A 26,504-nucleotide genomic window follows, 5' to 3' on the forward strand; every position below is an offset into this window, starting at 1 on the left:
ATTTCTTTTAAGAGCCAAGAGCCAAATAATTAAAAAGGATAATTAATCCCAATGTTGTATACTGCATTTCCGAAGTTGTAATCTTTAAACCAACGATTGCCTATTGGATACGCCGGATCGTACGTTTTGAAACCAACATCAAATCGCAAGACGAAGAAACTGAAATCGTATCGAATTCCAAAACCTGTTCCAAGTGCGATGTCTTGCAACGATTCAAGTCCATTAAATTCGCGCTCTTCATCTTCAATGTCATCAAATACATTCCATATATTTCCAGCGTCTGCAAAAAATGCACCTTTAAAACTTCCAACCAAATCAAAACGATATTCTAAGTTAAACGTCATTTTTAAGTTGGCTTCGTTAAAATCTAACACACTTGCCGAACGTCCAGGACCTAATTGATACGCACTCCACGCTCTGTTGTCATTGGATCCTCCACCAAAATAACTTCGTGCAAACGGAATGTTTTCTGAGTTTCCATACGGAATGGCAATTCCGAAGAAACTACGAAAAGCCAATACATCTTGCTTTCCAGAAAGTTCCCAATGCTTGATGAAATCGAATTCTGTTTTGACATATTGCGAATACGGAACACCAAAAAGTTTGTTTTTTCCACGTGCGTCTTTTTCTAAGTTTGCAACGTTTGCAATGGTAGATAATAAGTTTCCTGCAAGTTCAAGTTCTGTTCGGAATTGAAAAAAGGTATTGTCCGAAATATTTTCTTTGTTATTGTGTAAAAAGTTGATTTTAGAAGAAGCAATTAAGTTGTCTTGCGTCAATCGGAATTGTCGTTGTTCAACACTTAATACCGTAGAAAGTTCATTGGCTGTTACAGCAAAGTTATTAGAAATAACATCTTCAATAAATTGATCAGTTTCACCATTTGCGATATTTAAAGAAGCATCATCAGCAATATAATTAGAACTTTGTGCAACGCCATTTAAACGATCGTACGAACTTTGGTATACATTAAAATAGTTGCTCGCATTTAGGTTTCTAATGAATTGAAGATTGAATAATTCTAGGTTAAAACTGTTTTTCTTGCTCGGTGTCCAATTATACCGAATCAATCCTGTAAAGGTTTGTCTGTCCAATCCAATATTTTGCTGCACACTTGTTCCTAACGATAAAACCGTTGTTGGTAACATATATTTCGGAATAATTTTATCTGTATTAAACGGAAAGAAGAAACGCGGAAAATTCAATCGAATATCTGCGCCAATTTCAGAAATATTAAAGAATTGATCTTCCGAATCTGCCACATCTTTAGAAGCTCCTAAAGTTCCTCTTGCAGAAATTTCTAAGGTTTCCGCACCGCGAAATACATTTCGGCTAATTAACGATGTGCTAAACGAAAATCCGTAATCTTGAATGTTGGAATGTGTGACATCAATATCAAAACCCAATGAAAATTTCTTTCGCGGCGTTAAATATATATTTGTGACTAAATCTGTGAGACTGTCATTTTCGTATTGATACTGAATGGTTGGATATTTAAACGTCCGTAAGTTACTAATGTGTTTGTACGTTAACGATCGGTCATTGTCACGATATACTTCTCCTGGATTGATAAAAATTGCATCCGTAATCGCTTTTGGACGAAAACGCAACTTGTCATTTGAGTAAATAGTATAATTTTTATAGGTAATAGAATCTATATATTTTGATCGCGAATTGGCAAATGTATAATCCGTATAAATGTTTACTTTCTTAACGCGATGTACTTTGTATTCAGTTTCAACAATGGTATCATTTTTTCGTTCACGCAAGTTGTTTATTTTTAATAACACAGGAAGTTTATAATCGCGATCTGCGCTAGAAGAATCAATTCCAACAGTTGGTTTAATAGAGTTCAACTGAAAATTATAAATTCCAGAATTTCTAAATAAAACGGTTAAACGTTCGCGTTCGTTATAAAAATCACCTGTATTGTATTGTTTTCCTTGCTTGAGAATCGATTTGTCTTTGTGTAAATTGTAGATAGAATCTAAATCGGGTGACGAAATTTGAACTTGTAAGCTATCTAAAAAATACGGATTTCCAGTGGTTACCGTATAATCTATACTAGCTCTTTTTTCTTTTTCAGAAGGAATAATTTCGTAATTAGCTTTCGCGTTAAAATATCCTTTATTTTGATAGTATACTTTTAAACGATTGGTCGTTTTCTTGGTTTTTTTATCGTCAATAATTACAGGAGCTTCCCCAGTTTTCTTCAACCAATTATTAAATCCTAGTTTATAATTTCGCATTTCTCTCACTTGCTTCTTAGAATATCTTTTGTGCAAGCGTGGCTTTCTATTCGGGTTTCTATCAAGCCAAGCCTGAAAGGTAGAATCGGGATTTAAACCCGCAAGATTATAAATATTGAGACGTAACGGATAGTTCAAAAAACGACTGTTCGGTTTTTGATACATCTGACTCAACGCGTTTGGATCGTTTGAGTTTTCATCATTCACCGTTAAGTTATTATTCACCAGTAGCAATTCACCATCCTTAACTCGTTTAATAGAGTTACAAGAACTAATGAATGCGCCAATTATAATAAATAATGATATTTTTGCTAAATAAGATTTCAATAAGTGGTATTTTTCAAATTCAAAAATAAACTATTTGCATGGTTAGCAAAAGACAAATAAAAATAATAACGAGCCTATCTCAAAAAAAGTGCCGAAAATCAACAGGTTTGTTTGTTGCGGAAGGAAAAAAGGTCATTGATGAGTTTTTAAACTCATCTTTTGAGCTTGATTCTTTATTTACCACAGATGAAAACTTATTTGCTGCCGATGAAAAAGTAATGCTTATTTCTGAGATAGAATTAAAAAAGATAAGTTTTCTTAAAACGCCCAACAAAGCGTTAGCACTTTTTAAAACTTCTGAGATTGTAAATGTTGATACAGAAGGTTTAATCGTTGTACTTGATGATGTCCGCGATCCAGGAAACTTAGGGACAATTATTCGCTTGTGTGATTGGTTTGGCGTGAAACATCTTGTGTGTTCTGAAGCAACTGTTGATTGTTACAATCCAAAAGTAATTCAAGCGACTATGGGTTCGTTAACGCGAGTTAATATTGTGTATACAGACTTAGAGAACTATCTAGCAGCAACAGAACTTCCTGTATTTGGTGCTTTTATGGATGGAAGCAATGTATACAAAACTAATTTGCCAACTGATGGAATTTTAGTCATGGGAAATGAAGCCAATGGCGTTTCTGAAGCAGTTTCAAAATATATTACACAAAAAATTTCCATTCCACGATTTGGAGAAATTCAACAAACCGAAAGTTTAAATGTTGCCATGGCAACTGGAATTTTATTGAATGAGTTTAAGCGAAGTGCGTTTACTGAAACGTAAAATTAATAAATATTCCGCGCGATTGCATTTTCTGAATGTTTCCAGTCCAAGGACTGTTTGGATCTACATCACGAACCAATTCATCATTCAAAGCAAAAACACCACGTATAGAAGGTGTGAATTTAAAATAATAAAGATAAAAATCAACTCCGAAACCTAATTCGTAATAATAGGTCGTTTTTTTCATACGAAACTGATTGTTACTATTATCATCCGGATTATTTTCATTACTCGATAAATTCAGCGAAGTAGAAAATCCGCCCACAATAAACGGCTTAAAGTTGTTGATACGTTTGGTTCCTATCTTTAAAAGCAACGGAATGTGTACATAACTCGATTTTATTTCGCGCAATTGATCCACAGGATCTGTCAATCCATAACTTGCAGGATATTCTAAATTACGTGTTGAAAAGAAAATCCCTGGCTCCAAACGCAAGTTCATATAATCGTTCAACTTTACATCACCGACCAATCCAACATTAAAACCTGTTGATGGTTTTAGTTGAATAGCATCCGCATTTGTGTTGTATGTAAACTTAAAATCGTAACTATTAAACCCTAAAAAATAACCCCAAGTTAAGGTGTTATTGTCAATCTGACCATTTCCTCCACTGGCATCATTTCGCACTTTATTTTTGCTAAATAACTGAGAATATGCTGGTTGCAAAGCAAAAATACAGCAGATGATTATTAAAATCTTCTTCATAAAATCTATTTTGTTGCGGTGTAAATACTAGCTACACCAAACGTTTGTGGTTTATCGTTCACATCTATAAACCCAATTTTTCGTAAAATATTGTTGAAGTTCTCACCATAGGGAAAAGCAGCTGCGGATTCTGATAAGTATCCGTAGGCAGAATTGTCTTTAGAAAATAATTTTCCGATGAGTGGTAGGATATTTTTTGTGTAAAATTTATAAAATTGTTTAAACGGCGTTTTTACAGGAACAGAAGTTTCTAACACTACAAAAATTCCGCTCGGCTTTAAAACTCTTAAAATTTCTTGCAAGCCTTGTTCTAAATTTTCAAAATTCCGAACACCAAAAGCGACTGTAATTGCATCAAAAGAATTGTCTTCAAACGGTAGTTTTTCGCCATCGCCCAACACCATTTCTATCTTTTCGCTCAATGCTTTCTTTTGAATTTTTTGTTTTCCTACTTCCAGCATTCCTGGTGAAATATCGAGTCCAACAATACGTTCAGCACTTGTTTTGGCTAAATTAATTGCTAAATCGGCAGTTCCAGTAGCAATATCCAAAACGCTCTTTGGATTCGTTGCTCCAACTAATTTCACGACCTTTTTTCGCCATTTAATATCAATACCAAAAGAAATCACACGATTCAGTCCATCATAATTTTTTGAAATCGTATCAAACATCTCTGTAACCTGCTCTTTTTTGCCCAGATTAGACTCTTTATACGGTGTTACATTCTTCGACATATAGGAAATTTTGGCAAATATAAATAATCCTTAGATGAATGTTGTGTTGCAATGCCTATAATTTCTGTCTGAAATACGATTCTGATAGGCAACAATGAAAGTATTAGCATAGAATCGCTTTTTTGCTGTATATTTGTATACTTTTTCAATAAGTTGAATAAATGAAAATTATTATTGCAGGAGCTGGTGAGGTTGGATATCATTTAGCAAAACTCCTTTCTTACGAATCCCAAGATATTACCCTAATAGACTGTGATAAGGAAAACTTAGCATACGCAGATGCACACTTAGACATTCGTGTGATCAGAGGAGATGCTACATCTATAAGTATATTAAAAGAAGCCAGAGTAGCAACTGCTGATTTGGTAATTACGGTAACTTCTTCAGAAACTACAAACATTACCATATGTGTATTGGCAAAGCAATTGGGCTGTAAACGAACCATTGCGCGAATTTCAAACACAGAATTTATAGACAATCAGGAAGAATTACGATTTAAAGATTTAGGAATCGATGAATTAATTTCTCCTGAAAAATTAGCTGCTGCCGAAATAAAATTATTATTAGATCAATCTGCATTTAATGATAGTTACGAATTTGAAGATGGTGCATTAACAATGGTTGGAACAACTTTGCAACGGACCGCGCCATTTGTTGGAAAAAGTGTTCAAGAAGCCGCAAATATATTTCCTGAATTACACTTTGTGCCGATCGCAATTCAGCGTTTTGGAACACAATATACTTTAATTCCTCGCGGAGATACATTATTTAAAGAAGGCGATCAAGTATATTTCATTACGTCCAAAGAAGGTGTAGAGGAATTGTACAAATTAATCGGGAAAGTAAAAGAAGATATCAAGAATGTCATGATTCTTGGAGGAAGTAATATTGGTTTCAAAACTGCACGTGATCTTTGCGAGAATAAATTCAATGTAAAATTAATCGAAAAAGACAAAGAAAAAGCTTTTGATTTAGCAGACGATTTGCCAAATGCCTTAGTCATTCAAGGTGATGGACGAAATGTTGAACTGTTGGAAGAAGAAGGCGTGTACGATATGGACGCGTTTATTGCCGTTACTGGAAATTCTGAAACCAACATCATGTCGTGTTTGGTGGCAAAATCAAAAAACATTCGAAAAACGATTGCATTGGTTGAAAATATGGATTATTTTCAACTCTCACAATCGATCGGAATTAATACGCTGATCAATAAAAAATTACTGGCGGCAAACAATATATTTAGACACATTCGTAAAGGTGATGTTGTGGATATGACACGACTCAACAATATGAATGCGGAATTATTAGAATTTATTGTAAAGCCTACTTCTCGCGTATGCAATCAAAGAATTAAAGACTTAGATTTTCCTCGATCAGCCATTATTGGTGGTGTTATTCGCGAAGGTGAAGGACTGATCGCTTTGGGAGATTTCCTCATAAAATCAGGCGATAGAGTCGTCGTTTGTAGTTTACCACGATCCATTAACAAAGTAGAAAGTATGTTTCTCTAATCGTTGATAATGAAGGTAAATTATAAAATCATATTTCACTTAATGGGATTGCTATTACTCTGTAATGGTGGCTTTATGTTTATCGCAACATTGGTTAGTTATATCTATAAAGATGGTGTAACATTTCAACTTTTCTTAGCAGGTTTGGTAACCATTTTGGTAGGCTCACTTTTAATGCTAACCACACGCGATCATAAAAAAGAAATCAAAAAACGTGAAGGATATATTGTCGTCACTTTTGGATGGATTTTTATGTCCCTTTCGGGAATGTTTCCGTATTTATTTACAAAAACGATTCCGAGTTTTACCAATGCTTTCTTCGAAACGATGTCTGGTTATACCACAACAGGAGCTACAATTCTTGAAAAAATAGAAGGCTTGCCGGAAGGTATTCTGTTTTGGCGAAGTATGACACATTGGATTGGCGGAATGGGAATTATTGTATTAGCGATTGCTATTCTTCCTTTATTAGGAATAGGAGGAATGCAGTTATTTGCCGCAGAAGCTCCAGGACCAAGTGCTGATAAATTGCATCCTAGAATCACAGATACCGCAAAGCGTTTATGGTTAATTTATGTAGGATATACGGTTGCAGAAACTATTCTATTGAATATTGCTGGAATGTCGTTTTTTGATGCTATCAATCATGCATTGTGTACGTTATCTACAGGAGGATTTTCCACAAAAGATGCAAGTATTGCACACTGGAACGGACAACCAATTATTCAATACATCATCATACTATTTATGTTTTTGGCAGGAACGAATTTCGTATTGAGTTATTTTGCTTTTAAAGGAAGAGTGCAAAAAATTATCAAAGATGAAGAGTTTAAAGTCTATGCAATTCTCATAGGAATTTTTACTATAATAGCAACAATGATTGTCTATTTTCAAGCTGATGTTTCACAATCGGCGTATCATCCCATGGTTTGGGGAGAATTTGAAAGCTCATTTAGACATTCGCTGTTTCAAGTCATTGCAGTTGTAACTACTACAGGGTTTGTAACCGCCAATTTTACATCATGGACTACTTTTTTAACGATTTTCTTTTTTGGATTGATGTTTCTTGGAGGTTCCGCAGGATCTACTTCGGGAGGTGTAAAAGTAGTGCGCCATTTATTAATGATCAAAAATGGGTTGTTAGAGTTTAAACGAACGTTGCATCCGCGCGCAATTATTCCAGTGCGATATAATAATAAATCAGTTTCTGAACATATTGTATATAACATTCTAGGATTCTTTATTCTGTATATGTTGTTATTTATTATTGGTGCTTTAGTGTTGGGATTTGTAGGTTTAGATTTTGAATCGGCAATTGGAGGAGCTGCTTCTTCTTTAGGAAATGTCGGTCCAGCTTTGGGCGATTTGAATCCGCTTGAAAATTATAATAAAATACCTGCTTTTGGGAAATGGTGGTGTGCCTTTTTGATGCTTCTCGGGCGTTTGGAATTATTTACGGTATTAATCCTAATCACGCCATTCTTCTGGAGAAATCGCTAATTTACAGTGATTTAAAAAATGATTTCTACAAATTTTTTTGAAATATCTTGTAACATAATTTATGTTCATGCGTCTTACTAGTATCAATCAAAAAAAACAATATCATGAAATCAACACATCAATTACAATCAATTACGGTTCCCATAGAATCGTCACAAGAACAATCAAACTTCTTTTACAGAGGAATGTTAACTTCTAGTTATAAAGAAGAAATTAAAGAAAATTTCCGCAACTTAAAATCGCAGTCATTATTTAGTTTAAAGCAAACTGTAAAAACAAATCAATATCGATTCATGCCTGCAGTTGGAACCATTTTAAAGGTCTCTGTGTTCGTCATCGCTTATTTAATTGCTTTCATCTAAAAATTGGTAAAAAAAAGGGGAAAAATCCCCTTTTGCACTTCAAATGTTTTAATCATCTTTACATCTGTAAATCACAAGATATTAAAACACAATGCGAAAGACATTCAACTTCTTAGAATTTTGTTTGTTGGCCACCATACTTTTATTAACAAGTACAGTGGTCATGCTTTTTGTAAATATGGACGTTTCAGCAGAAATGCCTATATCAAGAACATTGTTTGGAATAGACTTAAATTATTGCATTGTTATTTTTTACGCCTTTAATACGTTTTTGTTTTTCGGAATTAAAGAGTTTTTCTGGCGTTATGAACGAAAGTTTCCAAACACTATTATCATGCTTAGTGGTAGTATATTGACAATTTCACTTTTAATCCTTAATATTATATAGTTAATCTTAATCAAGCCAAAAGATGTCCTTATCAAACATTTTTTGGTTTGTTTTTATTCCCGAAAAATCGGGAATCTCTTATTGCAACTTCTTATAGTTTAAAAAAAAGCTGCTCTCCTAAGAAAACAGCTTTTGTATATGTTGTGAACTAATTTTTCTTTTATAAAACTTCTTTAATTTGCTTGATAGCTGCTCTTAATTGTTCTTCTGAAGCAGCATACGAAATTCGGATACAGTTTGGATTTCCAAAAGCGTCACCTGTTACGGTTGCTACTAAAGCTTCATCTAGTAAGTATAATGAAAAGTCAGTTGCGTTATTGATCGTTTTTCCACGCAATGTTTTTCCAAAGAAATGTGAAACATCTGGGAATACGTAAAAAGCACCTTCAGGAATATTGACCTTGAATCCTTCAATTTCGTTCAATAATCCTAACACAATGTCTCTGCGCTTTAGAAACTCATCAATCATGTACTGAATTTTGTCTTTAGAAGCTTCTAAGGCTGCAATTGTTGCACGTTGAGCAATACAATTGGCGCCACTGGTAATTTGTCCTTGAATCTTGTTACAAGCTCTTGCAATCGCTGTTGGCGCACCAATATATCCAATTCGCCAACCTGTCATGGCAAATGCTTTGGAAACTCCATTTACGGTAATTGTTCTATCATACATTGATGGAATTCTCGCAATGCTAAAATGTTCGCTGGTAAAGTTGATATGTTCGTAAATTTCATCAGAAACAATATAGATATTCGGGTGTTTTTCTAAGACTTCAGCCAACGCTCTTAATTCTTCTTCACTGTATACAGAACCACTAGGATTACATGGCGAACTGAACCAAATCATTTTTGTTTTTGGAGTAATCGCAGCTTCCAATTGTGCAGGCGTCATTTTAAAATCTGTTTCAATAGATGTTGCTACTTGTACCGGAACACCTTCTGCTAGTTTTACAATATCGCTATAACTTACCCAAAATGGCGCTGGAAGAATTACTTCGTCGCCATCATTTAATAAAACCATCGCAACATTTGCTAACGATTGTTTTGCGCCAGTAGAAACTACAATTTGCGAAGGTTCGTACGTTAATTGATTGTCCCTTTGGAATTTATGAATAATGGCTTCTTTCAATTCTGCATAACCATCAACAGGTGTGTAGCTGTTGTAGTTGTCATTAATTGCTTTAATTGCTGCTTCTTTGATAAACTCAGGTGTGTTAAAGTCTGGTTCACCCAAACTTAAACCAATAATATTTTTCCCTTCATTTCTCAATTCTCGTGCTTTTGCTGCCATTGCTAGCGTAGCCGATGTAGACATGTTTAATACGCGTTCAGATAATAGTGCCATTGTTGTGTTATGTTAATTCTGTGTTTAGTAACTGAATTGTGCGAAATTAGTTATTTTTGGTTTAGGATAAAAAATAGTTGTCAATAATAACAATAGAAATGGATAATAAAGAAAAATTGAATTCAGAAGAGTATTTTGTGTCAACTGTCACAACACAAATTTTAGAGACCAAGAAGCGACTAGATCGGTTGGTATTTCTTTTGATTTTGATTACAGCTATTGGCGCAATTTATTATAAAAACCCGCCAGAAAGCTTTAATTTTTTAGTTTCTAAAATCACACCATTTGGATATCATTTAGGGATTATTTTCGGTTTGTTGGGTTTGTTTGCAGTAATTGGTTCTAAATTGATTGATTATATTATCAAGCGAAGAAAAATAGATAATTATTTATTAAATGATATTTTTTTGATTAAAAATTATAAAGAAGAGCATGTGTTGTTTCCCGAAGAAACTTCTGAAAAGGAAATCATCACAAATAAATTACATTACATTTCAAGAACCGTAATTCCTAGTTCGTTTTACGAGTTCTTTTACACCTTGTTTATTTCCAAAAAAGATTTACGTTTGCCTTCAGTTATTGTGTTGATGTGTATTTTTATGAGTGCTCATGCAGTTTCTATTGTTCATGTTGTAACGATATGCGAAGGAAATTTTGAATATCTTGGCGCTATTGGAATGATTGCTTTTTATGTTGTTTTTTATAGTGGATTTTTAAGTTCTATAAAAAAGTATCGAGCAGAACTTGTTCATCCAGCGCTTAGTTTTATGGCTATTATAGGAATCCTTACGATACTTCTTTTGATTATTGGATATAATACCATTTAGAGTATAACTGGCATAAGGTGTAATGTTTATGTGAAACGAAAAAAGCCTACGCGAAGTAGACTTTTTTGATATTGTATAGTTTTGTAGATTTAGTTAGAAAAACGCACTTTTTCCAATCGGTAATATTCTCTAAACGTAATCATACGTTGTTCTTCTTCATCCCATAATTTGTGAAACATCATTTTCAATCCGTCTTTAAACGAAAGTGTAGTCACATATTTTGATAATATTTTATTCTCAGTGAAACACTTTTTTAGGTTGTAATTTGGAATTCTACTGTTTAAATGGTGAATGTGGTGAATTCCAATATGTCCTGTAAACCATTCCATAATTTTTGGAAGTTTTATGTAGCTACTTCCTTTGATTGCAGATAATAAAAAGTCCCAATCTTCTTTCCATTTTTTATATGAGTGTTCATGCTGATGCTGGATGTAGAAAAACCAAAAGGCAATGATTCCAAAAAAGAATAATATGATAAACTGAACCGCAAAGAAATCTGCCCAACCTATAAAATATCCTAATATTAAATAGGGAACAATCATTACAATATTATCTTTAATTAGTAAGTATGTGGTTCTTTTCCAGTTATTGAATTTTAGAAAAGGATATTTTGTGGTAATTATTAAATAATATGCAGGAGCAATTACAAAAATTACAATTGGACTTCTGAATACTTTGTATTTGAATCTTCCCCATCGACTTTTTGCTCTAAACTCTTCGACAGTTAGTGTTGGTAAATCGCCAACTTGTCTGACTTCTTTTTCTAGTTGTCCGTTGTGTCCGTGGTGAAATGTATGTGTTTCTGCCCAATATTTGAATGGTAAAAAACTAAATATGCTGCACACATATCCTATAAAATTACTTGCTTTTTGTGATTTTATAAATGAATTGTGTCCGCAATCATGCTGAATGATAAAAATTCGAACTAAGAAAAATGCATTTACAATTCCTAGTAAGAAAGTAAGTATTAGTGAAAAGTCAAGTGTGAAGTACATTAATGCCCAAACAGCTATGAATGGTAAAAAAGAGGATGCTATTTGGCCAATTGCTTTTCCTGTACTTTTCTTTTTATACTTTGCAATAATTGATTTCCAATTTTTTAAAGCTTCTTTAATTTCTTGATCAACGTTTTGATGCGTCATGGGAGGAACTATTTTTTAATCTTTAAGTAGTAACGATTATACGGTACAATATATTGCAAATATCGTAATTTGAAAACAATAAATTTACAGAATCATAAATAAAGATTAGTTTTGTCGAAGATATGGAAATTATACAAAAATATTTTACAGAATTAACAGAAGAACAAATTGCACAATTTGAGCAATTAGAAGCTTTATACAAAGAATGGAATGCACAGATTAATGTGATTTCGAGAAAAGACATTGACGAATTGTACATTAGGCATGTATTGCATGGTTTGGCAATAGCAAAAGTACAACCGTTTGTAGCGGGTTCCCGAATTTTAGATGTTGGAACTGGTGGCGGTTTCCCTGGAATTCCTTTGGCTATTTTATTTCCAGAAGTACAATTTGTACTCGTAGACGCTATTGGTAAAAAAATTAAAGTTGTGGAAGCTGTTGCAGAAAGTATTGGACTTACAAATGTTTCTGCACATCATATCCGCGCTGAAAAAGTAAAAGGAGAATTCGATTTTATCGTAAGTAGAGCAGTGACCAATATGCCTGATTTTGTAAAATGGGTTCGAAAGAAAGTTGCTAAAAAGCAAAAACACGAATTGAAGAATGGAATTTTATATTTAAAAGGAGGCGATCTTGCTGAAGAATTGAAAGATTTTGCGAAAGCAACCTTATTTCCAATTCCAGATTATTTTGAAGAAGAATTTTTTGAAACAAAAAAAGTAGTGCATGTACCTTTAAAATATAAACCTTAAAAAATTACAAGTAAGAGTTCAGAGCTTTTCTGTAGCATATAAAAGTAAAAATCCCTTATGTATAACACATAAGGGATTTTTTGTAATTAGTTAGTTGGGGTTGGTTGGTAATTGAGCGTTTTAAAATGCTGTTGATATATTAACAGTAACTCCTGTGCTTTGTGGTACAAAACGGCAAACACCTCCGACACAGACTAATCCGCCTCTTTGTCTTCCGTAGTTTAAGGCAATTCTTGAAGCGCCTCTTGCATAACTACCTCCAACATTATAATAGTGAATTTGTTCGTCTTTGTCATCGTTTCCGTAATTGTAAATGTCATTTAAGTAGAATGATAGTCTTGGTGTTACATTAAATTCTAATGTTCCTCCGACCCAGTTTTTGTTGTCGTCTGGTGTCCACAAGTGTTGCACTTCAGCACGAATCGATCTTTTAGAGTTGATTCGGTAAGTTGTTTCTACTACACCAATATTAGAATTTACTACACCAAGTTTGTCTACTATATAACGTTCGTTGTAATATTGATTTACATAGTAAAATATACTTTGCCACTTACGATTCCATTTTTTACGAACTTCTAAACTGAATTCAGAAAAGTATTTTTGTCCAAAACCGAAATAGTCTATTTCTGCTTCTCTATCTGTAAAATTAAAATCTCCTCTTAATCCAGCCCAATATGAAGCATTTACTGCGATTTTTGTCCCGTACTTTCCTCCAATTGGAGTCCCTTTTTTAAAGTTGTAAAAAACATCAACCTGCCCTCCAATTTCACCATATTTTAATAAAGATGGATCTGGAACTGAAATAGTAGGTTGCGCTTGATACACGTATATATTTGTCAATAAATAATCGTGTTGTTTTGTCAATCCTGGTAAATAATTCAAGATATTTTCATTGAATACATTTCCAGAAGCTTCCCTTTCAGAAAAGAGGCTCATGTTTTCCAACCTTCTAAATGTTGCATCGATTCCTAATCCTTTTTGAGAATATCCGAAGTTTATTAAAAGACCGTTTCCTGGTTCTACAAAATCTGCTATGTATCGTTGTGTATTTACAACGGCATCTTTGCTTTTAGTAATATATTCTATTCCAGAATAAAATGAGTTTCCTGAATAATCAAGTCGTGCAGAAAAAGCATTCGTCATTTCATTAAAGCCAGTATTTTGAAATTCTTCAGGAATATCTTCTTTTCTCCCAACATAACTAAATCCAGCTGAGAGTGATGAAGTTTCTAATTTGAATAAATTTGTAAGATCAACTTCAGAATTAAATCCAAAAATTTCACCTTCCGACACTTCAAAACCATCACGTTGTCTCGCATACATTGCCGTAAACGATAATGCATCTGATGGATCGTATTTTACACGCCCACCTCTAAAGGAGTTATTAATACCTAAAGGTCTGTTTTCCCATCCGCGTAAAATAAGTCCGCTTCCAAACTGCTCATAAAAATAACCTGCGGTGATTTCTAATTTTCGCGTTTTGTACATTGCATAATATTGCGCAATGCCAGAGTCGTCTAGTTTTGGTGAATAGTTTAACAAAGGCATTGGCGCATAAGATTCTACTTGAATTCCTGCAAACCAATTTCCATAGTTATAGTCTAATTTTAGATAATTATTAGATCGTACATGTTCATCTTCGGCAAATTTTCCAAGCCCAGTGTCATCATTGTACCACTGGACAATTGATTCAAATCCACCAGTTAGTGCTCCCCAATCTTTCTTTTCTTCATCATCCTTGTCTTGGGAAAATCCTACAGAAAAAGCCAATGCAAAAGAAAGGTATAGTAATTTTTTCATGTAAATATGTTCGTTAGTTTAGTTTTTGGTTGGTTTATTAGGTTTACTTCGAGTTTTCCTTAACTACGTCGTATAGTTGATCTTCTGCGCCAGGGAAATATCCTGTGTGACGAAATACAATTTTTCCATCTTTAATGACAATTACATGCGGAATTGTTGTGATATTTAAAGATCGTTGTAAATCTTGATTTTCATCTAAAAGAATTTTGTATTCCCAGCCTTTACCATTAATTAATGGCTTTATTCTTTTCTTGGTTCTAGCATCATCAGTAGCAATTGCAATGAGTTCTACATTTGTTTCATCTTTCCAATCGTCATATACTTCACTAATTGCATCCAATTCATTAATACATGGTACGCACCAAGTAGCCCAAAAGCTAATAATTTTCACTCCTTTTTCTTTTGTGATTTCATCCATGTTTAATGAGCTTCCATCCAAAGTTTTCACAGAGATATTTGGAATTTGTTTCTGTGCATTTATTTGTAGTGTAAGCGCTAAGAATACAACAACAAAACTCATAATTGACTTCATAATTTTTTAGTTTAATAGTGAGAATGCTGTAAATATATAAAAGGAAAAGTTAAAAAAGCAAGAAAAGTAAAATAAATCAATTTTGCGATTTTCTCCACATTCTCTATATAAATTATAGGCTATTTGATTGATTAACTGTTTATTAGTTTTTTCTTTTATTTAACAAAAATTTAATATAATTTAGAGCGCTAATTACACCTTAACCAAAAATTATAAAAAAAGAAATCTTATGAAAATTAAAAACATTTTTAAATGCTTAGTCGCGGTAATAGCTGTATTTACATACTCTTGTAGTGGTAGTGATGACGGAGACGGCGGAACAACACCTGGAACTGGTGGTGGATCAGGAATCACATCAATTACAGTTACAGCAAGTGAAAATTCAATTGAATTAGGAGGTTCAGTAACATTTACTGTAACAGCTAACGACGGTAGTAACGTAACAACTAGCTCAACAATTTTAGTAAATAATACTTCTATTCAAGGAGTATCTTTTACACCAACAGCTACGGGTTCGTATGTTGTAAGAGCTACAAACGGATCATTATCTAGTGCTAACATTAATGTAGAAGTAATTCCACCAGTAATTACTGCACTGCGCATAGAAAGTCCAGATGCAAGTATTAAAGTAGGAGATACAGCTGATTTTGTTGTTATTGGAACAGATGCTTCAGGAAATGATTATACAATTACAGATGATGCTACACTTTCTATAAACGGAACTCAAATTGAAGGAAGCAGATACATGGCAACTGTTATGGGAGATTTAGTAGCTACAGCTACAAATGGTGGAGTAACTTCTACTGCATTTACTTTACCTGTAACTGAAGAAGTTGCACCAGGAACATTTCAAAGAACAGTTGCTGTTATGGATGCAACTGGAACATGGTGCCAATTTTGTCCTAGAGTATCTTACGGAATTGAATTAGTTGAAGCTGCTACAGATAAAGCATTTATTATTGCTGCACATGTTGGTGATAACATGCAAAATACAGCTAGTTCAGCCTTAATTGCTCAAATTAATCCAGGAGGAACTTACCCAACAGCAGTACTTAATGGTACTATTGATTGGACATTCCCAGAGCCAAACAATGTTGCTCAAGTAACTAACTTAGCTAGTGGGACAACATCTAGAGGGTTATCTGTAAACTCAATGGTAGTTGGAAACAACTTACAAGTATATGTGAGTGCAGCATTTGCAGAAAGTTTGCCAAACGCTAAATTAGTAGTATATGTTCTTGAAAGTGGAATTGATGCTAATCAAGTAAACGGTACAAGTTATTATGGAGGTGTTAATCCACTTAATGAAGCAAGTGGTTTTACACACAATCACACATTAAGAAGTTCACTTACAGCTGTGCTTGGAGATGCTATCCCTGCAGGAAATACTGGAGCAGGTCAAAAGTATACGCAAGTATTTGATATTCCTATCCCTACTAATATTGATGATCCAAGTGAGATATCTGTTGTAGCAATGATCGTTGGTAATAACTTTGAGATTGTAGCATCTAATGGAGGTCACACAGGAGAAGACAAAGACTTTAATTAATAATTAATTATAATTAGCTAGAATACTCTTAAATTCTTAAAATAAAAGCAGCTCACTAGAGCTGCTTTTTTAATATACAGAATTTATAACTTTAGTGTGTTGTTATGGTTTAACCGTACTTTAAATTTAAAAATGTTTTATAGTTTTGATAGTATAACAACAAAACTTATAAAATCATGAAGAAACAAAAAATCAACAATTTGCAACTTAACAAAAAAAGCATTTCAAATTTCACTTCAACGCAAGTAAAAGGGAAAGGTTATGATCCTGTGTACCTTACGAATCTTCCTACTATGATCTTTTATTTTAATGATAAAGGCGAATGTTTGTGCTTGTCTGTTGATTGCTAAAATATTGAAGTAAGTATAAATAAAATTATTTATAGAACTATTGTTTTATGTAAATTACAGATAGTGAGTGTGTTATTACGGTGAAACCGTATCGGGAAATGTATTTGAATGATTATATTTAATTTTATTAATATTCAAAATCACATAACCATGAAAAAAAAGTCGTTAAAAAAAATCAGTTTAAACAAAAATGTAGTTTCAAATCTTAAAGTTGGAAGTGTAAAAGGCGGAATGCCATCTCAGCAATGTAGCGAGATTTATTATGAAGATGAAGATGGAATGATCATTTGTTGCACTTTTGTAGGTTGCTAATCAAATTGAATCACCAATAATAACAATAATTGAAGAATGAAAAAGCCAGTGTATCCCATGTACACTGGCTTTTTAAATATGATAACTTTATAGTTTACCCTAAAAATGGATATCTATAATCTATTGGTGTTACAAATGTTTCTTTAATTAATCGTGGAGAAACCCAACGCAATAAGTTTTGTGCAGAACCAGCTTTGTCATTAGTTCCTGATGCTCTTGCACCACCAAATGGTTGTTGTCCAACAACAGCACCAGTTGGTTTATCGTTCACGTAGAAGTTTCCAGCACAGTTCTCCAATGCTTTTGTAGCTTCATCAATTGCATAACGATCGCCAGAGAAAACAGCTCCTGTTAATGCATATTCAGAAGTTTCATCAACTAACTTTAATGTTTCTGACCAATCTGCATCTTCATACACATAAACGGTCATTACAGGTCCGAATAACTCAGTTTCCATGGTGGTATACTTTGGATCTTTTGCCACAATTACTGTTGGCTCAATAAAGTATCCTTTCGATTTGTCATAATTTCCACCAATAATAACTTCTGCGTCTGCATCCGTTTTTGCTTGATCGATGTATTTAGCTAATTTGTCAAATGAACCTTCATGAATTACCGCTGTAATGTAGTTTCCTAAATCAGCAGGAGAACCCATTTTAAAAGAAGCAACATCTTCTTTTACATACTTTAATACTTCATCAGCAATTGATTTTGGTAAATATGCTCTTGAAGCAGCACTACATTTTTGTCCTTGAAATTCAAAAGCTCCACGCGTAATTCCTGTAGCAACTTGCTTAGGATTTGCACTTGGATGCGCTATAATGAAATCTTTTCCTCCAGTTTCTCCAACAATTTTTGGATATGTTTTATAGGTATGAATCTTGTTTCCGATCTTTTTCCAAAGTTCTTTAAATACATAGGTAGAACCTGTAAAATGAACTCCAGCAAAATCTGGACTGTCTAAAACAGTATCTGTAATCATTACAGGGTCGCCATATACAACATTAATAACACCATCTGGTACACCAGCTTCTTTAAAAATATCTACAATCACTTTTGCAGAGAAAATTTGACTATCACTAGGTTTCCAAACAACCGTATTTCCCATCATAGCTGCACTTGCAGGTAAGTTGGCAGCAATAGCTGTAAAGTTAAAAGGTGTAATTGCATATACAAATCCTTCCAAAGGTCTGTATTCAACACGATTCCAAATTCCTTCTGCTGAATCTGGTTGCTCTTCATAAATCTGAGTCATAAACTCTACGTTAAAACGTAAAAAGTCAATCAATTCACAAGCAGCATCAATTTCTGCTTGATGTACCGTTTTTGATTGCGCAATCATTGTCGACGCATTAATCTTTGCTCTATAAGGTCCGGCGATCAATTCAGCAGCCTTTAAAAAGATAGCTGCACGTTGTTCCCATGCCAATTGCGACCATTTTTTACGAGCTTCCAAAGCATTTTCAATAGCTTGAGTTACATGTGCCTTTTCAGCTAAATGATACGTTCCTACAACATGTTTGTGATCATGTGGAGGTGACATTGTATTGGTGTTCCCAGTTCTTACTTCTTCACTACCGATATACATTGGAACATCAACAGTTCCATTGAAATATGTTTCGTATTGAGCAATAACAGCAGCTCTTTCTGGAGTTCCAGGTGCATACGATTTTACAGTTTCGTTAATTGCAGTTGGAACTTGAAAAAATCCTTTTCCCATAGGTTATATTTTTAATTGTATTTGATTAGAATTTTGAGGTGCAAAGATACAAAAAAAAAGCACCTCAATCTTAGAGATCATTTTTTATCATGTTTACTACTTTACATTAATTTTAAAGCTATTTTTCAAAAAAAACATACAGGTTGCAATTTGTTCAATATTTAATGAAAATTTTGTAAGTTGCCTCCTTAAAGTCAGACAAAAAGTACGATGTGTACAGTAAGTTTTATATATAAAGGAAATTCAGCGTTTGTGTTGACATCTAATCGAGATGAATCGCCAATGAGAGTCACACATGCACCTAGTATTTATGACGCATTGGATACAAAAATGATTTTTCCAAAAGATGCAATTGCTGGCGGAACGTGGATTGGAACAAGTGATAAAAAACGTGTCGTTTGTTTGTTAAATGGAGGTTTTAAAAATCATGCACGTTTACCAGAATATCGTCATAGTCGTGGTGTTGTGGTAAAAGATTTTTTGGCAGCTACTGATATTACAGAAACAGTACATCGTTACAATCTTAATCTTATAGAGCCATTTACCATAGTTATTGTTGACTGGAATGAAACGCTACAACTTTTTGAACTTGTTTGGGATGGCGCACAAAAACATTTCCAAAAGCTTCCATTAACATCACATATTTGGTCATCTTCTACATTATATACTGAAAAAATGAAAGAAATGCGACGCGATTGGTTTTCAAAGTTAAAACAAGAAAAAACATTAAACGCTGACACATTGCTCAACTTTCATAAAACCGCAGGTATTAATGATCCTAATGTGGATGTCATTATGGATAGAGGCATTATAAAAACGATTAGTATCACGCAAATAGAAAAAACCGAAGATAGTATCGCAATGAATTATTATGATCTCACAAAAAATAGGCATAGCGTTATATCTTTTAATCCAATAGAGGCTTTGCATGAATAATTCTGGTACTATACTTACATTGGCGTATCCTGATACTATTGTAATGACTGCCGAAGAATGGTATTCTCCGTATTTACGATTTATAGGAATAGGTAAAAAAAAATATGTTCGCGCAGGACATGCCGCTTTGGTGCTTATCAATAATACAACGGGAGTTTTATCCTATCATGATTTTGGACGATACATTACAGCGGAACCTCACGGAAGAGTTCGAGGGAAAATGCGCGATCGAGAGCTCGATTTCCCAATAAAAGCTAGGATTGTCAATGGAACTATTGCAAATCTGGATGAAATTTTACAATTTTTAGCAAACAATCCAAAATTAACACACGGTGATGGAAAATTACTTGCTTCTGTTTGTGATGCTATTAACTATGAAAAAGCACTAGAATGTATTACACATTTGCAACGAAAAGGCTCTATGTATTATGCCGCTTTTAAAAAAGAATCTTGTAACTGCGCCCGATTTGTAACAACTACTTTAATAGCTTCACTGACGAATGAAAAAGTCAAAAAGGCATTAAAAAGATCTACTTGGTTTACACCAAGTACGGTTGGGAATGTAGTATTAGCAAATACACAGCAACATGTATATGAAGTCATAGAAGATCGTGTTGAAATTTTTACATCCACATCTCGAAAAGAAACCATACGTTGTTTTTTGGATCGATTAAAAGATCATACGCCTAATTTCATTGGAACCTTAGAGCCAAAACAGGTCAAAGGAGTTGAAGATCATGCGCAATGGTTGCCCGGAATCGCATGCGGATCTTGGTTTGAAATTCATTCGCTTCCGGCAAGAACTTTTAGTTATAGAATCAGAAGAATTGCGCCTTACGGAAATATAGATGTAGACGGAATCTTTAAAGTAAACGATCCGGCTTTTGACATTCAAAAACCGTATCAATTCATACACAATTCAAACTGTTTATATTGTAATATTCTGCAAAATGGAAAAGTATTTTATTTCAGCTTTCAGCAAGATTATATATTAGCCATTCAATAAACTTCCAGATTCATAAGGAAGAATTTATTTTTTTATAATGGTGACTATGATTATATGAAGTTCCTGCGGAAAAAATAAGAATAGAGCCAAAACTATCGTACGCATAATTCAATAAAAGATTTCCTTCCTTAGAAAGTCCAATGCGCATTTTTTTGCTCGTGATTCCTCCAAAAAGAAAAGGAATTCCTGTTGCTTTTACATATTTATTATCTAAATGAATAAGTCCATTTGATTTAAGTTTCATCTTTAGGGTCGTTTCATAAACAAGTGTATTTTTATTTTTAAAGGAGAAGGAAATCTCATGCTGCGAAACCACTTTTAGGTCAACAGTATAATCAGTTTTTGATCCAAATGCTATTGCTTCGCCTACAAGGTATTGATCAATGTTTTTAATATCATTACTAACATCATATACGCGGTTGCCTCTTGCGCCAAACGATTTAAAAGGTTGAAACTCGTACGTTCCTTCAATATCTTGAATATTTTTCTTCGTTAGTCTTACACTTTCTTTTTTCGAAATCTTATTCGAAAACGAAGCACAACTTGATAAGCTAATTATTAATACTCCGAGAATTAGTTGATGTAATTTTTTCATGATGTTTTTTCTATTCGTTTAAAATAATAAGAAGTATTTCTTGTTCTTGAATCTGAAAGTAGGATCAGTGCTCCACCTGTAATATGATATACATGATTAATGATGAGGTCGTTACTTTTGCTAAGTCCAATTCGAGATCTGCTAATCTCAAAATTTCCATAAATAAGCGGAACGCCCATCATATCTCTTTCACGGTTTTTCAAATGCAACATGCCGTTTTTTCGAAGTTTTACGCCTAAAACTGTTTCATTAACAATAGAATCTTGATGTCTATATGTGAATGAAATTTCTTTGTCAGAAATAAATTTAATATCTACCACAAGCTTTTTTACAAGCGTAGAATCAATAGTATAGGTATTTGTGAAACTGTTTATAAATGCATCGCTGTTTGGTTTGTCAAACTGTATAATTTCTCTTCCTACACGAGACTTGAAATAGGAATCATAACATTGAATTTCATACGTTCCTTCAATATTTCGAATACTTTCTTTGGTTAGTATCTCAGTTTTATCTCGAATAATTTTTCCAGAAAACGAAGCGCAACTTGCTAAACTAAGGATGCTGATAAGTGTTATAACGATGTATTGTATTTTTTTCATGTTGAATGATTTTGAATTACACTTCAAATTTATTGCAATAATTACAAGATAAATCGTAGGAATAGCAACTAAGAATATTTATTTTTGTGAAAATCGCAAACGACATGCAAGAATTCTTTCTCTCTAAAATAAAAGACGCGTTACCCGCGAATGTTTCCTTAATCGATACCGTCGCAGAAATACTCGACATCAGTTATGATGCTGCACACAGGCGCACAAGTTTGAAAAGTAAGTTATCGTTAGAAGAATCTATAAAATTGTCACGTCATTTCAATATGTCTATCGATCAATTATTCGGAATTGGTTTGCAGAATGTTGTCGCCGTAGAAAAAACACAAACCATTACAACGCAAGCAGAATTGGAAGCGTATTTTGTGGCTTCTCATGAAAATTTACAACAAATACTAGCGATGAAAGGCTCTGAAATCATTTACTCAGCCAAAGATTTGCCTATATTTTATACGTCTTCCGACAATGTTTTATCGCGATTCAAAATGTATGTGTGGTTGCAATTACTAAGCGAAGAACAAAAAGTGATTGCTTTTGAAAACTTTGCACCTTCGGTTTCGTTGGTTTCGGCGGCTTCACGTTTGGGAGAATTGTACGCCAATTTAAAAGTAACCGAAATTTGGGATATCACTACAATTAATAGTACCATGAAACAAATTCACTTCTATTACAAATCTATGCTACTTACAGAAACGATGGCGTTGCGTTTGTGTGACGATTTAAAAAAGCTAGTGGAAATGATAGAAGATAAAGTCGCGAATGACGAACAATACAAACTGTATTACAACGAATTATTATTGATGAACAATACAGTTTTAGTCAAAACGCCGATCATAAAAACGTTATTTGTTCCATATACCATCTTGTCGTATTACAAAACAAGTGACACACAAACCTTAGCGCAAGTTGATCAACATTTAGAACGACAAATGCGAAACTCGAAGCTATTATCTTCCGCAGGAAAAAAAGAACAACGCATCTTCTTCAACAAAATGTATAAAAAAATTCAAGCATTAACCTATTTAATAGAAGCGGAAAATGTGTTGGATTTTGAGTGATTATTATGAAATTGAAGTTAAAACTGAAAATATCGAATACTGAATGTAGAAGCTTTTGAACCCTGAGCCGAGCATTGAGCGGAGTCGAAATGCTAATTCAGCGCAAAAGGCGCACTCAACTTAAACGTAGGAACAAAAACTCTAAACTTCTTTGTAGTTGTAAAGTTGACCATATTGTAATGACCGTGCATTGCACCAATTGGCGACGCAAGTAAACAACCAGATTGATAGGTGTGTGATTCTCCAGGTTTTAAAACGGGTTTCTTTCCAATAACACCTTCGCCTTCAACAAGTTCAGTGCTATTTAAAGCGTCAAAAATTTTCCAATGTCTAGATGTTAACTGTACAGAATCTTTACTTTGGTTTTCAATGGTAATTTGATAACCAAACGCAAAATGCATCTTGTAGTTCTTGAAGAATGTACCTTCAAAACTAGTCTGTACGGAAATTTTTATACCTCTGGTTACCTGTTGAATCATCTGTGGCTTGTATATAAATGATTGCGAGCATTCTATGTAATTACTTCAAAATGCCAAATCAATACACTCAAAAATACGAATTTTCTATTTACTATATTCAAAGTCGTTAAAATTTTAACGCTTTTCAGTGTAAAAATTATTCTTTAATTTTTAATTACGCTCGAATTTGTGCTACCAATTCCAATAATACTGTCGTACACTTCGCCAAACTTTCGAAAATATACGATGATTAAATAATCGTTTTCTGTTTCAAAATTAGAGCCGCTAATCTTCGTAGTTTCTACTTCATTCTTAGCATTTACTACAACATACTTATAATTGTAAAATCCTTGTTTAAGCAAAATTTGTGCTTCATACAAATCTGTTTCCGGATTATAAAATAGTTGATTTTCTTCTGTCAATTGATAATTATTAAAACGTCCGTACACATATACTTTGCTATTTTCTAAAGTCATATAATTGGCAAGCGAAAAATGAATCATGGCGTAATCTGCTTCAATAGAAGGATCTGTTCCTTGAATGGTATTAATTAAAAAATCACCATTAATATCTGGATTGAAGGTATATGGTTCGGAAGCGCGTGTTGCATCGGTATGTAAATAATTATGATAAATATCTCGTAATTCTATAGTTCTAACGCCAACATTTCCACCTCGAATTTCCTTATTCTCAAAATTGTAAAATTCGTTTCCGCCCGGAAAACTTGTTTCCGTATTATAACGATACATCAACTTTGAACCAAGCGTATATTGTGGTTTAATGTTCGTAATAGCTGTATTCCACTTGTAATTCTGTAAAATAGCAATCTTAACTTCGCGCTCAGGATGTCGTAAAAATAGATTAGGCGAATTGATCTCAAACTGAATCAATTGATTTTGTTGTATGGTGCTGAGGTCGCGCGTTCTGTGTACAGCTGCTCCAACATTAACAGCATTTTGATACACAATAAACTTTCTGGAAAACATCAATTCATCATCATCATTATAAATAGAAAGCATATAATTTCCTGTCAAGAGCAATGTTGTAAGGTTGTTAGGAATCGTTAATCTATAATTAGAATATAATTGTAAGGTGTTAAATGAATTTTCGTAATTTATAATTCGCTGATTGTCAAAGCCTTTCATGTATTGTGCTTTCGATAAGTTTGAAGGTGTCCAATCATAATTGCAATGCACAATTTTATAATAATAATCCTCTTCATCGCCATTAATATCATCAAAAGTAACATTCAGTGGTTCTCCCAATCGTAGTACCGGAAATTGATCGCCTTGATTTGTGCCAGCAAGTTCAATACTTTTTATAAAATTTGGAGGTGCAACTTCTTCCAATGGTTCAACTTGTGCTTGTAAATAAAAGCTTACGAGTACTGAAAAAGTGAAAATATAAAAATTGCGATGTTTCATTAAAAAAGAATTTTTGTAAATATAAGCAAAATGTATGCCTAAACAGGGCAATGATTTTTGTAGACTGAAAACGAGGAATGAAAATATTAATTTAGAATCAATATAAATAAATTTTATAGTGATGATATGACTTTTAGTTGAGTGTATTAATACTTAAATTTGCATGTTTTTTAGAAAAAAATCCATAACTATGTCAAAAGACATTCGCATAAAAAAAGGCTTAGATATTAAGCTTGTTGGCGAAGCAGAAAAGACTACAAAACCTGTAAAGGCAAGTAGTTTTTATGTGATAAAGCCCGAAGATTTTCACAGTATCATTCCTAAAATGTTAGTGAAAGTTGGTCATAAAGTTAAAGCCGGTCAGGCAATATTCCATTCCAAATTAGACGAAGCATTACTTTTTCCTTCTCCCGTAAGTGGAGAAATTGCAGAAATCGTTCGAGGAGCAAAGCGTAAAATTTTAGAAATTAGAATTTTAGCAGACGCAACTCAAGAACATCATGATTTCGGTAAAAAAGAGGTTGCTAAAATGTCTGGTGACGAAGTAAAAGCGCATTTGCGTGCTACTGGATGTTGGCCATTTATCAAACAACGTCCGTATGACGTAATTGCTAATGCAGAAAAGTCGCCTAAAGCGATTTTTGTTTCAGGACATAACAGTGCTCCTTTAGCTGCGGATCTCGATTATGTTTTAGCAGGGAAAGAAGCTGAATTGACAGCTGCGTTGACCGCATTAACAAAATTGACTGACGGAAACGTTCATGTAGCCACAAAGAAAGGTGGAAATTCTCCACTAGCAAATGTTGCCGGAACAGTAAGTCATACAGTTTCTGGACCGCATCCATCAGGAAACGTTGGAACACACATTAACAAAATTGATCCTGTAAACAAAGGAGAAGCTGTTTGGACAGTTACTGCACAAGATTTAGTGATTATTGGCGAAGTATTACTTACGGGTAAATTCAACGCAACACGAACAATTGCAGTTACAGGTTCACAAATAACGAATCCTGCGTATGTTACAGCAATTGCTGGAGCATCCATAAAAGATCTGGTTGCAAGCAACATTAACTTAGATAACACTAGAATTATTAGTGGAAACGTATTGTCAGGAAAGCAACAAGCAGAAGATGGCGCTTTAGGATATTACGACAATCAGGTAACGGCAATTCCAGAAGGTGACGATTATGAATTCTTTGGATGGAATAAACCAATCTTCAATAAAGTAAGTACGTCAAGAGCATTTACATTTTCTTGGTTAACACCAAATAAGAAATTCGATTTAAATACAAATACAAACGGTGAGCATCGCGCATTTGTAACTACTGGAACGTACGAAGAAGTATTTCCATTAGATATATATCCAATGCAAACACTGAAAGCTTGTATGTATGCAGATTTAGATGAAATGGAAGCTTTAGGAATGTACGAAGTTGCTCCTGAAGATTTTGCATTGACAGAATTTGTATGTGTTTCAAAGCAACCACATCAAAAGATTATTAGAGAAGGTTTAGACTTAATGCTTAAAGAAATAGGATAA

General features: G+C 33.7%; 25 protein-coding genes. 13 read left to right on the plus strand and 12 right to left on the minus strand.

The window, feature by feature from the left end; all coding sequences use genetic code 11:
• Positions 1-29 precede the first annotated feature (29 nt).
• Complete coding sequence (gene tamL / locus H2O64_RS02065; protein WP_187560472.1) at positions 30-2,576, minus strand: translocation and assembly module lipoprotein TamL; 2,547 nt, start codon at positions 2,574-2,576, stop codon at positions 30-32.
• A gap of 38 nt (positions 2,577-2,614) precedes the next feature.
• Between tamL and H2O64_RS02070 the strand changes: the two genes are divergently transcribed.
• The gene (locus H2O64_RS02070; RefSeq protein WP_187560473.1) at positions 2,615-3,352 is read left to right on the plus strand and encodes a TrmH family RNA methyltransferase; all 738 of its coding nucleotides are present in this window, start codon (positions 2,615-2,617) and stop codon (positions 3,350-3,352) included.
• Here the strand turns inward: H2O64_RS02070 and porT are convergent.
• Positions 3,339-4,058: a type IX secretion/gliding motility protein PorT/SprT gene (gene porT / locus H2O64_RS02075; RefSeq protein WP_187560474.1), complete on the minus strand. Its 720-nt coding sequence runs from the start codon at positions 4,056-4,058 to the stop codon at positions 3,339-3,341. The two genes, H2O64_RS02070 and porT, sit on opposite strands and share 14 nt — an antisense overlap.
• Before the next feature lie 5 nt (positions 4,059-4,063).
• Positions 4,064-4,792: a bifunctional demethylmenaquinone methyltransferase/2-methoxy-6-polyprenyl-1,4-benzoquinol methylase UbiE gene (gene ubiE / locus H2O64_RS02080; protein WP_187560475.1), complete on the minus strand. Its 729-nt coding sequence runs from the start codon at positions 4,790-4,792 to the stop codon at positions 4,064-4,066.
• Positions 4,793-4,953: 161 nt separating this feature from the next.
• Here ubiE and trkA point away from each other — a divergent pair, with 161 nt between their 5' ends.
• From trkA to H2O64_RS02095, 3 genes are all read left to right on the plus strand, one after another.
• On the plus strand, positions 4,954-6,303 hold the full coding sequence (trkA, locus tag H2O64_RS02085) for a Trk system potassium transporter TrkA (protein WP_187560476.1): 1,350 nt from the start codon (positions 4,954-4,956) through the stop codon (positions 6,301-6,303).
• 9 nt (positions 6,304-6,312) lie between these two features.
• Positions 6,313-7,803, plus strand: a complete 1,491-nt coding sequence (locus tag H2O64_RS02090) for a TrkH family potassium uptake protein (RefSeq protein WP_187560477.1) — start codon at positions 6,313-6,315, stop codon at positions 7,801-7,803.
• Between the two features lie 104 nt (positions 7,804-7,907).
• On the plus strand, positions 7,908-8,165 hold the full coding sequence (locus H2O64_RS02095; protein WP_187560478.1) for a hypothetical protein: 258 nt from the start codon (positions 7,908-7,910) through the stop codon (positions 8,163-8,165).
• 548 nt (positions 8,166-8,713) lie between these two features.
• On the opposite strand, the gene H2O64_RS02100 is transcribed toward H2O64_RS02095, so the two are convergent.
• Positions 8,714-9,895, minus strand: coding sequence for a pyridoxal phosphate-dependent aminotransferase (locus H2O64_RS02100; protein WP_187560479.1), 1,182 nt, complete (start codon positions 9,893-9,895; stop codon positions 8,714-8,716).
• Between the two features lie 98 nt (positions 9,896-9,993).
• On the opposite strand from H2O64_RS02100, the gene H2O64_RS02105 reads away from it, so the two are divergent.
• A complete protein-coding gene (locus H2O64_RS02105) occupies positions 9,994-10,722 on the plus strand; it encodes a hypothetical protein (protein ID WP_187560480.1) in 729 nt (242 codons plus the stop codon).
• Positions 10,723-10,811: 89 nt separating this feature from the next.
• Here the strand turns inward: H2O64_RS02105 and H2O64_RS02110 are convergent, their stop codons facing one another.
• Positions 10,812-11,864 carry a fatty acid desaturase gene (locus H2O64_RS02110; RefSeq protein ID WP_187560481.1) on the minus strand — a complete coding sequence of 351 codons (1,053 nt, stop codon included), beginning with the start codon at positions 11,862-11,864 and terminating at the stop codon, positions 10,812-10,814.
• 122 nt (positions 11,865-11,986) lie between these two features.
• On the opposite strand from H2O64_RS02110, the gene rsmG reads away from it, so the two are divergent.
• Positions 11,987-12,616, plus strand: coding sequence for a 16S rRNA (guanine(527)-N(7))-methyltransferase RsmG (rsmG, locus tag H2O64_RS02115; protein WP_187560482.1), 630 nt, complete (start codon positions 11,987-11,989; stop codon positions 12,614-12,616).
• A gap of 120 nt (positions 12,617-12,736) precedes the next feature.
• Here the strand turns inward: rsmG and H2O64_RS02120 are convergent, their stop codons facing one another.
• Entirely contained in the window at positions 12,737-14,416 is a 1,680-nt protein-coding gene (locus tag H2O64_RS02120) for a DUF6029 family protein (RefSeq protein WP_187560483.1), read from the minus strand.
• Between the two features lie 43 nt (positions 14,417-14,459).
• Positions 14,460-14,948: a TlpA family protein disulfide reductase gene (locus tag H2O64_RS02125; protein ID WP_235982735.1), complete on the minus strand. Its 489-nt coding sequence runs from the start codon at positions 14,946-14,948 to the stop codon at positions 14,460-14,462.
• A gap of 229 nt (positions 14,949-15,177) precedes the next feature.
• On the opposite strand from H2O64_RS02125, the gene H2O64_RS02130 reads away from it, so the two are divergent.
• The 3 genes from H2O64_RS02130 to H2O64_RS02140 all read left to right on the plus strand — a co-directional run bounded on the left by H2O64_RS02130 (position 15,178) and on the right by H2O64_RS02140 (position 17,159).
• Positions 15,178-16,497, plus strand: a complete 1,320-nt coding sequence (locus H2O64_RS02130; RefSeq protein WP_187560484.1) for an Omp28-related outer membrane protein — start codon at positions 15,178-15,180, stop codon at positions 16,495-16,497.
• A gap of 176 nt (positions 16,498-16,673) precedes the next feature.
• Positions 16,674-16,847, plus strand: a complete 174-nt coding sequence (locus H2O64_RS02135) for a hypothetical protein (protein ID WP_187560485.1) — start codon at positions 16,674-16,676, stop codon at positions 16,845-16,847.
• A 150-nt stretch (positions 16,848-16,997) separates the two neighbouring features.
• Positions 16,998-17,159, plus strand: coding sequence for a hypothetical protein (locus H2O64_RS02140; RefSeq protein WP_187560486.1), 162 nt, complete (start codon positions 16,998-17,000; stop codon positions 17,157-17,159).
• Between the two features lie 94 nt (positions 17,160-17,253).
• Here H2O64_RS02140 and pruA read toward each other — a convergent pair whose 3' ends face one another.
• Complete coding sequence (gene pruA / locus H2O64_RS02145; RefSeq protein WP_187560487.1) at positions 17,254-18,879, minus strand: L-glutamate gamma-semialdehyde dehydrogenase; 1,626 nt, start codon at positions 18,877-18,879, stop codon at positions 17,254-17,256.
• Positions 18,880-19,089: 210 nt separating this feature from the next.
• On the opposite strand from pruA, the gene H2O64_RS02150 reads away from it, so the two are divergent.
• The gene (locus H2O64_RS02150) at positions 19,090-19,815 is read left to right on the plus strand and encodes an NRDE family protein (RefSeq protein ID WP_187560488.1); all 726 of its coding nucleotides are present in this window, start codon (positions 19,090-19,092) and stop codon (positions 19,813-19,815) included.
• Positions 19,808-20,821 (plus strand): DUF6695 family protein, encoded by a 1,014-nt coding sequence (locus H2O64_RS02155; protein ID WP_187560489.1) that lies wholly within the window; start codon positions 19,808-19,810, stop codon positions 20,819-20,821. Before H2O64_RS02150 ends, H2O64_RS02155 begins: the two co-directional genes overlap by 8 nt.
• 10 nt (positions 20,822-20,831) lie before the next feature.
• Here the strand turns inward: H2O64_RS02155 and H2O64_RS02160 are convergent, their stop codons facing one another.
• A complete protein-coding gene (locus tag H2O64_RS02160) occupies positions 20,832-21,416 on the minus strand; it encodes a hypothetical protein (RefSeq protein WP_187560490.1) in 585 nt (194 codons plus the stop codon).
• Positions 21,413-22,015, minus strand: coding sequence for a hypothetical protein (locus H2O64_RS02165; RefSeq protein ID WP_187560491.1), 603 nt, complete (start codon positions 22,013-22,015; stop codon positions 21,413-21,415). The genes H2O64_RS02160 and H2O64_RS02165 overlap by 4 nt, the downstream gene beginning before the upstream one ends.
• Before the next feature lie 104 nt (positions 22,016-22,119).
• Here H2O64_RS02165 and H2O64_RS02170 point away from each other — a divergent pair, with 104 nt between their 5' ends.
• Positions 22,120-23,082, plus strand: a complete 963-nt coding sequence (locus H2O64_RS02170) for a hypothetical protein (protein ID WP_187560492.1) — start codon at positions 22,120-22,122, stop codon at positions 23,080-23,082.
• Positions 23,083-23,174: 92 nt separating this feature from the next.
• Here the strand turns inward: H2O64_RS02170 and apaG are convergent, their stop codons facing one another.
• Positions 23,175-23,561 (minus strand): Co2+/Mg2+ efflux protein ApaG, encoded by a 387-nt coding sequence (apaG, locus tag H2O64_RS02175; RefSeq protein WP_187560493.1) that lies wholly within the window; start codon positions 23,559-23,561, stop codon positions 23,175-23,177.
• Between the two features lie 143 nt (positions 23,562-23,704).
• Positions 23,705-24,964: a type IX secretion system plug protein gene (locus tag H2O64_RS02180; protein ID WP_187560494.1), complete on the minus strand. Its 1,260-nt coding sequence runs from the start codon at positions 24,962-24,964 to the stop codon at positions 23,705-23,707.
• 190 nt (positions 24,965-25,154) lie between these two features.
• Here H2O64_RS02180 and H2O64_RS02185 point away from each other — a divergent pair, with 190 nt between their 5' ends.
• The gene (locus H2O64_RS02185; RefSeq protein ID WP_187560495.1) at positions 25,155-26,504 is read left to right on the plus strand and encodes a Na(+)-translocating NADH-quinone reductase subunit A; all 1,350 of its coding nucleotides are present in this window, start codon (positions 25,155-25,157) and stop codon (positions 26,502-26,504) included.

The organism is Kordia aestuariivivens, assembly GCF_014397005.1.
Taxonomy (GTDB): Bacteria; Bacteroidota; Bacteroidia; order Flavobacteriales; family Flavobacteriaceae; genus Kordia; species Kordia aestuariivivens.